The sequence below is a fragment of the Marichromatium bheemlicum genome (genome assembly GCF_012276755.1).
In the GTDB taxonomy this organism is placed as follows: Bacteria; Pseudomonadota; Gammaproteobacteria; order Chromatiales; family Chromatiaceae; genus Marichromatium; species Marichromatium bheemlicum.
Window position 1 is genome coordinate 1 of the sequence record NZ_JAAXKX010000039.1, and the last position, 6,584, is coordinate 6,584.

General features: G+C 63.5%; 8 protein-coding genes and 1 pseudogene. 3 read left to right on the forward strand and 6 right to left on the reverse strand.

The window, feature by feature from the left end; translation table 11 throughout:
- Positions 1 to 190: DNA-binding protein (locus tag HF203_RS15920; protein ID WP_246221825.1), on the reverse strand; the 190-nt coding region annotated here is incomplete at its 3' end.
- 276 nt (positions 191 to 466) lie between these two features.
- Entirely contained in the window at positions 467 to 802 is a 336-nt protein-coding gene (locus HF203_RS15925) for a mobilization protein (RefSeq protein WP_168671073.1), read from the reverse strand.
- Between the two features lie 186 nt (positions 803 to 988).
- Here HF203_RS15925 and mobQ point away from each other — a divergent pair, with 186 nt between their 5' ends.
- A complete protein-coding gene (gene mobQ, locus HF203_RS15930) occupies positions 989 to 2,545 on the forward strand; it encodes a MobQ family relaxase (RefSeq protein ID WP_210424818.1) in 1,557 nt (518 codons plus the stop codon).
- A 124-nt stretch (positions 2,546 to 2,669) separates the two neighbouring features.
- Here the strand turns inward: mobQ and HF203_RS15935 are convergent, their stop codons facing one another.
- A complete protein-coding gene (locus tag HF203_RS15935) occupies positions 2,670 to 2,951 on the reverse strand; it encodes a type II toxin-antitoxin system YafQ family toxin (protein ID WP_168671075.1) in 282 nt (93 codons plus the stop codon).
- Positions 2,938 to 3,207, reverse strand: coding sequence for a type II toxin-antitoxin system RelB/DinJ family antitoxin (locus tag HF203_RS15940; protein WP_123143506.1), 270 nt, complete (start codon positions 3,205 to 3,207; stop codon positions 2,938 to 2,940). The genes HF203_RS15935 and HF203_RS15940 overlap by 14 nt, the downstream gene beginning before the upstream one ends.
- Positions 3,208 to 3,336: 129 nt before the next feature.
- On the opposite strand from HF203_RS15940, the gene HF203_RS15945 reads away from it, so the two are divergent.
- Positions 3,337 to 3,525 (forward strand): addiction module antidote protein, encoded by a 189-nt coding sequence (locus tag HF203_RS15945; protein ID WP_168671076.1) that lies wholly within the window; start codon positions 3,337 to 3,339, stop codon positions 3,523 to 3,525.
- A gap of 127 nt (positions 3,526 to 3,652) precedes the next feature.
- The gene (locus HF203_RS15950; protein WP_168671077.1) at positions 3,653 to 3,796 is read left to right on the forward strand and encodes a hypothetical protein; all 144 of its coding nucleotides are present in this window, start codon (positions 3,653 to 3,655) and stop codon (positions 3,794 to 3,796) included.
- On the opposite strand, the gene HF203_RS15955 is transcribed toward HF203_RS15950, so the two are convergent.
- Positions 3,791 to 4,663, reverse strand: a complete 873-nt coding sequence (locus HF203_RS15955) for a replication initiation protein (RefSeq protein WP_168671078.1) — start codon at positions 4,661 to 4,663, stop codon at positions 3,791 to 3,793. The genes HF203_RS15950 and HF203_RS15955 overlap by 6 nt on opposite strands.
- Before the next feature lie 1,214 nt (positions 4,664 to 5,877).
- A pseudogene (locus HF203_RS15960) lies at positions 5,878 to 6,584 on the reverse strand (hypothetical protein); the annotation flags it as partial.

Sequence of the window (6,584 nt, forward strand, 5' to 3'; positions counted from 1 at the left end):
GCTGTTCAGCCCGCCAGGCGCTCAGGTGGCGGTGAATGGTATTCGGGCTGCCGGTGCCTAGGTGGTCGCGGACTCGCTTGATGCTGGGCGTTTCCCCTTGTTCGGTCAGTGCCTCGGCGGCGGCGGCAACCTCTTTGTAGGTGATTCCTGGACGAGCCATGGCTGCTTCCCCTTTTTTATCGTATTTCATATCTCGTAACTATACGATATACGATACAAAATACAATATGAAATAGATGAAAATGGTGATTGCCGCCGCTTTCCCGGCGGCTGTGACAGGCGATGGGAGCTGTCATGGCCTGTCTCAGACCGCGACCCGCCGCCTCTTGTCAGGGAGCCAAGTCTTGAGGGCCTGATAACGGTTGTGTGTGCGATGGGTCTTCCAGCCGGAGCACTGATCGCGAGCAGCGCTCCGGCTCTAGGGGTACGCATAATCGGACCCCCCCAAGGGCCTCTGCGGCGGTCGTCAGCGCAGGGTGATCCTGTACGGCAGCTCATCAGATGGGCCTTCGTCCTCCAGGAACGCCGGCTCCTCGATGGGCGCTGGCAAGTCGAATAGCGCCCTGTCGTCAGGGCGCGTCAACACGGTATCCATCATCGCCAGCAGCTTTTCCCTGGGCCAGTCGCCGCGTTCGACTTTGGCCAGGATGGCGGCGCCGACGAGAATTTTCCGACGCGTGTCCTGTTGGCGTGCGCGCTTGCGTTCAGCCGTGCGCTTGCGGGCCTCGATCCTGGCCTTCTGCGCCTTGGCCTGCTTCAGTTTTTCTTCGAGCTTGGCGATGCGCTCATCCACCGTGGTCATAGGGACTCCTGTCTACTGGTGAGGGTGGCGGCCATTCTATCTAGCCGCCAGCGGTCCGTTACAGCAGCCTTTTTGATCGGATAAACTCTCTCCCTATCCCGCCGTCTGAAAGACAAGGGCGCACTTATGCAAACTTCGTTTGCGTGCGCGGGGGCGTTGCCCCTCGACCCCAATAGGAGCAATCCCTTGGCGATCTACCACCTCTCGGTAAAGACCATCAGCCGTTCAGCCGGTCGCAGCGCTACCGCTGCGGCGGCTTATCGTGCCGCCGTGCGGATCGCCGATCAGCGTACCGGCGAGATCCACGACTACCGGCGCAAGAGAGGGGTGGTGTCGGCCGACCTGGTGCTCCCGGCCGAGGCGCCGGCCTGGGCACAGGATCGGGAGGCTCTATGGAACGCCGCTGAGCAGGCCGAGCGCCGGCGCAACGCCACGGTCGCCCGTGAGTTCGAGATTGCCCTACCGGCGGAACTCCCCGCCGAGGGCCGGCGAGCGCTCACCCTGGCCTTTGCCGGCGAGCTGGTCGAGCGCCACGGGTGCGCGGCCGATGTCTGCATCCATACGCCGGGTCGTGGTGGCGACGATCGCAACCACCATGCCCATATCCTGCTCACCACCCGGCGGCTCGGGCGGGATGGCCTGGGCGAAAAGACGCGCGAACTCGACGACCGTGCACGGGGTCCGGCGCTAGTACGGACCTGGCGCGAGCGCTTCGCGGCGTTGCAGAACGCCCATCTCCTGGCGGCCGATCGGCCCGAGCGGGTCGATCACCGCACACTCGAGGCCCAAGGCGTCGAGCAGACGCCGGGGGTGCACCTGGGGCCGGCGGCCACCGGCTATGAACGGCGCACCGGGGCGGTGAGCCGCCGGCGCCAGGATGGCGCGGAACAACAGACACCTGGGGCCGTCACCGCGGAAGACGAACCCCAAAGGGCGGGGCTTGAGCAGACCATCGCCGCGCTCACCGCCGAACTCAAGGCCGCTCGGTTAGAGGCGATCGAAGAGCGGCGGGTGGCGCGGATGAGTGCGGCCGAGCTGCAGGCACACATCGCACAGCTGCGGGGCAGTTTGAGGATCAGCGAGCGGGTGGCCAGCGACCCGGCGGTGATCGAGGCGCAGACCAGAGAAGACCGGCTCGATGCCGAGCAGCGGGCCGCCGTGACCCAGGCCGACCAGGCCGAGACGGCGGCGCGGGTCTGGCGCCGGGCCCATCCCAAGCGCGCGGCGGCGCATGACAGCGGGTTCTGGCGCTCGCCGCAATTGGAGCGGTGGGACGACGAGGCCGGCGCCGCGCGACGGGCCGCTGGCGAGATCGCCCCCCGTCATGCGGCGGCCGCCCACGAGACCCGGCGTGCTCGCGCTGTTGCCGAGGCCTGCATCGAGCACGAGGTGGCGCCGGTCCGGGCGCAGCTCGCCGAGCTGGAGCAGCGCTATCGGGAAACGTTGGCCCGCGAACAGACCGCGCGCAAGGCGGCAAGACAGCAGATGCAGGCCATCGAACAGCTGGCCGGACACCTGCTCAAGGCCGCCGGGTTGTACCAGGCCGGCAAGCTGCCCGATGCCTCTGCCCCCTTGGTCAAGCTGCTCGATGGGATCAACCAGCTACCAGGTCCGCGGCAGCAGAAACGCCGTCAGGTCATCGAGGGGTTGGCCGATCCCGAGACCCGGCAAGCCTTCGCCTCCCTGTTGGCGCCGCATGCGGCAGTGCTGGACAAGGGACGTGGTCGTGGCATCAGTCGATAGCGCAGGGATGAAAAGCGGAAAATAGCCATAATCAGATAGAAGCGCCCGGCGGGTGTGTCGTTGGTTGCTCTCGCCGCGTGTTCCTGGTGGTCTTGCCGGTTGCCTTCCTTGGCTGGTTCTTGGCTTAGCCGAAAAGCGCACTGTGCGAGCCAAGTCTTGCAAGTCGTAGGGTGTCGCCGTCTGACTTTCGGTAGATCAGCAGTAGGTCGGGTTTGATGTGGCACTCACGGTAACCGGACCAGGTGCCCGTGAGATCGTGGTCACGGTAGCGGGCGTCCAACGTCTGGTCGGTCGCTAGAGCGATCAGCACTCGTTTGATCTCTTTGTCGAGGGTGGTGCGGTGCTGTCCTTTGGACTCTCGTTTGTAGTCGCGTTTGAACGCTGAGGATCGCTCAATCGTTCGCATGCAAGTCCGCCATCAGATCGTCCACGCTGGCGAGCTTCTTGCCCTTGCCTGCCTCCAGTTCGGCGATAGCCTTCTGTGTGGTTGCGTTGGGTACTTTCACGTCGAAGGGCAGGCGGTGCTCGTCGGCGATGCGAAGCATCAGCAGGCGGATAGCATCGGAGATGGATAGGCCCATCCCTTCAAGGGCGCTAGCGGCACGCCGCTTGGTGTCGGAATCGATGCGGGCACGGACATAGGTATCGGCGGTGGTGCTCATGGCACGTCCTCGCGGAGTCGTTAACGTAGTCCTATTGTAGTCACAATGGGACTACGTTAAAAAGTCTCAGGCGCGCGACATCAAGATGGCGTACCGCCTCGCCAACGGATACGAACGAGACAGAAACCCATGACTGAAACGCTGACTACCTTTGATCCAGCCGAGTATCTAGGGACCGATCAGGCCGTCGCCGAATTCATGGCCGACGCGTTCGAAACAAACGATCCAGCCTACATCGCACATGCGTTTGGTGTTGTTGCCCGAGCCAAGGCTATGACTGAGGTTGCTAGGCAAACGGATCTGTCCCGCGAACCATAATCAGCCAGGAAGCGCCTGACGGGTGCGATCGCCCCAGCGATCGCACCCGCTGGTGTGGATGCTTCACGGTCGTGACGCTCTACTGGGTGCCCGGCGGATTGGCCGCCTCGCCTTAGGGAGCTGTTCTGTGAATCTCAACGTCCACAACGTCCACAAGACCCAGATCAACCACACCCACTACCACATTCACTGTCACGGCAGCCTTGCCGCTTCGGTTGCCCACGCTGCGGTTGCGGCATTCCGCGCCTTGCGGCGGTATGCCGGGCTATGACGCCGTGTCGGCCTTGGCCCGGCGAGCCTCGTTGTGGAGACGGAGCGCCGCGTCTTCGTAGCTCTCGCCGGGCTTGGCCTTGCGCTCGATGACTGCCCTGGGGATGCCGTAGATGCTTCCGGCGGTCGCCGCCTGCTCGGCCTTCCGCTTCCGCGGTTTCCGCGGCTTCTTGGCGGGCTGCTGATCCTTTTCGCCGAAGGTGAACACCAGGTGGGTGACTCGCCGCCCCGTCTTGCGCTGATCCCACTTCACCCAGAGCGGCGAATGCTCGTTGATCTGTGCGGCGGCGGGTTCGATGACCCAGCGCTTCAGGTCGCGAATGCTGCCGTAGCGCTCTTCGAGCTGGAGGGCCTGACGAAGCCAATCCACGGCCACGACTCGTTCACCGGAGTTTCGCCACTGGCACAGCAGTTCGTAGAGCCGGATGGCGTGGGCGCTGGTCATCTTCGCCACGTCAACCAGGGCATAGCGCGTGAACTGTTCGGTGAGCTGCGAGAGGTAGGGCACCATGTCCGTGCCGAAGCGTAGGGCAATCATGCCCTCCGTTTCCCGGTACTCCACCGTTTGCACCCAGCGGGTCAGCCGCACCCTGCCGCCGCTCTGGCCGTTGGGGGGTTCTCGAAGCGTTACTTCCCGGCGATAGAGCCGTTCGGAGGCGGTTTTGAGGTACTGGTATGCGCGGGCGGCGGTGATCCCCGCCATATCGGCTATCTGCTGGACGCTGACCGTGTAGAGCTGCTGGTCGGTCAGCGGGCAATCCCGGCGCACCTGGGCGATGCACGCAAGGATGATGCGCTGTTCGTAGAGGCTCAAGCGGTAGGACGCTTCAACCAGAGCGTTGGCCTTGTAGACCTGGGCTGTATCCATACTTCCCGTCCCTATATTGGGAGGCATTTTAATGCCTCTTATGTGAGAAATTAAAACCTCTCACATAAAACTGCCATTTTCTCCCCTTTTTGACTACCATTTTCTCCTCTTTTGACTACCATTTTCTCCCCTTTTATTGCTAGAGCACCTTTTTTTTCAATCACTTACGACCCCTTAAAAGTATTTAAAATATACAGAAAAGGGCGCACAGGGGGTGCGCGCCTGCCCTCCGGGCGCTAAATCGCGCCCTCCGCCCCGCCGCTTCGCGTCGGCCTGATCGGTGCCGCTTCGCGGCCTCCTGGACTCACATACGGGCGCTCTCGCGCCCTCTTGGCGTGATCCCCAAGCTCATCCCCAGTCAGCACCCCTGACGCCGCCTGCAAGGACCCCTGACGGTTGACCAGGGGGGGATGGTGGCGATCGCTACCGCCACGCCGGTCTGCATCCGCTGACGCCGCCTGCTGGCTCCAGGTCGAACGCCAAAAGGGAAGGGGCCGAGGAGACGGCGCTATCGGCTCAGGCCTCGGTCGCTCGTGCGAACGCCACGGCGGCGTGTGTGATCGCGGGACCGATCACACGCGCCGGGGTGGATGCTTCACGGTCGTGCCGCTCTACTGGGTGCCCGGCGGATTGGCCGCCTCGCCTTAGGGAGCTGTTCTGTGAACCACAACGTCCAAAACGTCCACAAGACCCAGATCATCAACAACCACTACCACTTTCACTGTCACGGCAGCCTTGCCGCTTCGGCTGCCCGCGTTGTGGTTGCGGCATTCCGCGCCTTGCGGCGGTATGCCGGGCTATGACGCCGTGTCGGCCTTGGCTCGGTGAGTCTCGTTGAGGAGACGGAGCGGTACCCGCTGCTCGGCGTTCTCGCGCCGCATGGTGATCGCCGCAATCGAGTCTTCAGATAGAAGTGCCTGGCGGGTGTGGTGTTGGTTGCTCTCGCCGGGTGTTCCTGTGAGGGCTGGTGGTCTTGCCGGTGGCGGCGGCGCCCGCTCTCTACCGCCCTCGGCTACGCCAAGTGGGTGATGCGCGAACCATAATCAGATAGAAGCGCCTGGCGGGTGTGGCGTTGGCTGCTCCCGCCGGGTGTTCCTGTGAGGGCTGGTGGTCTTGCCGGTGGCGGCGGCGCCCGCTCTCTACCGCCCTCGGCTACGCCAAGTGGGTGGTCCACGAACCATAATCAGATGGAAGCGCCTTCAGGGCGCTAGGGCTTAAGGGTCGAGTAGGTCCATCTGTTCTGGCCAGTCGTTGCGGCTCTCTAAGCTGGCTATTGCGATGGCAGTGTGTTTCTCGGCCTCTTCAGCGCGCTTCTGTGCGGTTTGGATGGCCTTCTCGGCGGCTTTGAGGCGTTCCCGGTAGTCAGCGCGTAGATCCTTGATCTCTTGTCGATGGCGCTGTTCGGTCTCCTTGATCTGTTGGGCTCGCTCCTCAGCGAGCTGTTGGGCTGCCTCCTGTTTGGCCTTGGCAACCGCTAGATCGCGCTCTGAGGCGATCCTGGCCTTTTCTGATGCCTTGGTACTGACTTCGAGTTCGCGATGCGCTGAGCGCGTCTCGTCGCGTTGTTCGGTCAGGGTCTCGATCCGGTTTCTGGCTTGGGCCAGCTCCTGGCGGAGTTGTTCGGCGGTTTGACGCTCTCGCTCCAGCTCTTGTCGGATCCGTTCGATCTCGGCGCGGGCGCTGTCGCGTTCACCGATAGTGCGTTCGCGCTCGTTCTCCAGGTGCTCAGCCTGTTCTCTGAGGGTTTCGAGTTGTTCTTCCAGGGCTTCGCCGGTTTCGGCGAGGGTCTCGGCCTCTTTGCGTGCCTCCTCAGCAGCGGTCTCGGCGGTGCGGCGTGCGGCGGTGCTCTGCTGCTCGATCTCGGCGATCAGTGCGGCAGCGATGTTGTCGGGGAGCTTGGGGTTGGGTGGGTGCCTCTCGG

Bases quoted from the DNA above. Each gene is read 5' to 3' on its own strand.
- HF203_RS15925 (WP_168671073.1), bottom strand. From the start codon at position 802: ATGACCACGGTGGATGAGCGCATCGCCAAGCTCGAAGAAAAACTGAAG.
- HF203_RS15935 (WP_168671075.1), bottom strand. From the start codon at position 2,951: ATGCGAACGATTGAGCGATCCTCAGCGTTCAAACGCGACTACAAACGA.
- HF203_RS15940 (WP_123143506.1), bottom strand. From the start codon at position 3,207: ATGAGCACCACCGCCGATACCTATGTCCGTGCCCGCATCGATTCCGAC.
- HF203_RS15945 (WP_168671076.1), top strand. From the start codon at position 3,337: ATGACTGAAACGCTGACTACCTTTGATCCAGCCGAGTATCTAGGGACC.
- HF203_RS15955 (WP_168671078.1), bottom strand. From the start codon at position 4,663: ATGGATACAGCCCAGGTCTACAAGGCCAACGCTCTGGTTGAAGCGTCC.